Source organism: uncultured Agitococcus sp. (assembly GCF_937920075.1).
GTDB lineage: Bacteria > Pseudomonadota > Gammaproteobacteria > Pseudomonadales > Moraxellaceae > Agitococcus.
Genome location: NZ_CALETI010000048.1, coordinates 1 through 2,156, shown reverse-complemented (window position 1 = coordinate 2,156; position 2,156 = coordinate 1). Strand labels below are relative to the sequence as shown.

The window sequence follows — 2,156 nt, the reverse complement described above, 5'->3', positions numbered from 1 at the left end:
TGGTCTGTTTTGGTTTATTAAATTTTGCACTTGCTGCAATTTCACCGATTGCCATAAGCTGTTGCATGGGTGGCATTGATGCAATTTCATAAGCGAGGTTAAGATTATTGCCTAACATATACGCAATTTCTGCGCCCTTTGGATGTTGTGCAACTGCTTCAAGTGCCATCGGTGCAAATTCAATGTTAGCAACATTGTTAAAAACCGCGTCAAAATCAGGAGCAACACTACGAACCTTTTCAACTTTAGCAACCCAGTCTTGAGCTTGCGCTTGTGCTTGGGTTTGTTGTGCTTGTTGGCTTTGCGTGGCCTGCGTTTTCTGATTAAGTTTGTACTCTGCAACGGCTTCGACATACTCATCTAAAGTTTCAAATTGGCTAATATCAGGTGCTTCTTGTTTTGGTGCAAGTTGCGCCTTTAATTGCTCTAATTCGGCTTTTAAACGGTTAGATTCAGCAATGGCTTCATACTTTTGACGTGTAACTTTATCAATGCGCTTTTTAACGCCTTCGGGTAGGCTGCTTTCGTCGTGTTCTTTTTCGGCTTCTTTGGCTTCAACTTCTTTCGGTGCGCTTTCGCTTTCGACTTCTGTTTCTACCGTTTCAGCCTCAATTGGCTCGACTACTTCGACCTGTGGTGATGAATCCACAACGACATCAGACTGAGATAAATCACTCATGGGATAAATACCTTGAAATCGGACTATTGCGCCATCACGGCGACCTAGTTTTGACTGTCTAGTAACAGTTATATAAACATAATCTATAACAGGTATTTAGTCAAATGATAGTTAAACGGGTTTAATAACGCATGGATTGCCATAAATATCTTTTACGCCATCTAGCATCACTTTCCCTACTTTTTCAATAAGAGCTTTATTTTGTGAAACGTAAGATTCGGCACTTATCACCCCTTGCTTATCCTGCTTACGTTGCCGCTTTTGAAGTTTCTTTAGCTTCTTTTTGGCTTTAACAATCTTTTTAGATATTATATTCATCGTTGGCTTTATACATTTTGCATTAAACTGTTCTAGCTCTTTTGCAAAATCGCTTGACTGCAAAAGTTCTAATGTTTTTCTTGTAACTTCGTCTGTACTTTCCATCACATCACCTCATCATCTTGTTGTAAGTCTGGTAATTGTACTCCAGACATATCAACGCTGCCACCCATATCAATCGGCATTTGTTGCTGTTCTTGCTGCATCATTTGTTCAGCCATTGGGTCGAAAACTTCTTGCTGTTCGTGTTGGTATATCTCGCCTTCTTCGGGCAGTTCAGGCTGTTGCGCTGCATTAGCAAGCGTTTGGTTTACAATAGCAATAACATCATCAGGCTGTAATCCTGCATTTGTTGCTAGTTTAGCCATCTCAATTTCCGCTTTAACGTCAATTTCGTACTTCTTGAGACGTAACTCATCTTCTTTATCATCCTTTTCGGCTTCTAGCATTTGAATCTGTTTAGTCATTTCATCTATTTGTTGCTTGCCCTGCTCAATCATCGCTTGCACTTCGGGCGGTAGTTGTTTCTGTTCACCGTCCTCGCCTTCATGGTCTTGCAGTTGTGGTGGTAGCATCTTTTTCATGCGCTCTGCAATCTCGTCAGCACCATCCCAGTCCATAGCCTTAATGATTAAATCACCTGCAATTTGCATAATTGCAGGATTAACGCGAGCAATCTCGACCATAGAATTTAACGCCTCAATGCGCTTAGTGGCATAGCTTGCGCCTTGCGTCACAACTAAATCATATTTACCCACTGATAAATCTAAAAACTTTTGTTGTCCGTCAACTTCGGCTAATTGATTGATTCGCTGTAATTTCTTTTCACCGTCTGCACCCATGATTTGAACAACGCGAGCTGAATCATAAATTTTAGGAATCAAGTCAATAATAGCGCGGCCTGTGTATCGTATCGCTCTTGACACGTTGTCAAAGTACGCAAAATTAGCGGTATCGCCCTTGCGTTGTTGTGCCAAGATTGCCCGACCTGATTTTTCGTTGTCTTGTTCACCCAATGACGCGCTAAAAATGCCAGTTGTTGACTTCATTTCGTCAACACACATTAAAGCCGCTTCATTTGCGCCCTTGTCCACAATCCCTGCGTTTAAACGCTGAGGTATGGTGGCGGTAGGGTCAGGATTATAGACAAGATAGGGTA

General features: G+C 41.7%; 3 protein-coding genes. All 3 read right to left on the bottom strand.

Annotated features, from left to right (window positions below; genetic code table 11):
- Window positions 1-679: hypothetical protein (locus tag Q0212_RS01390; RefSeq protein WP_297921086.1), on the bottom strand; the 679-nt coding region annotated here is incomplete at its 3' end.
- Between the two features lie 111 nt (window positions 680-790).
- Window positions 791-1,102, bottom strand: coding sequence for a hypothetical protein (locus Q0212_RS01385; protein ID WP_297921083.1), 312 nt, complete (start codon window positions 1,100-1,102; stop codon window positions 791-793).
- Window positions 1,102-2,156, bottom strand: a 1,055-nt coding sequence (locus Q0212_RS01380) for a portal protein (protein ID WP_297921080.1), incomplete at its 5' end; no start/stop codon positions are given. The genes Q0212_RS01385 and Q0212_RS01380, both read right to left, overlap by 1 nt.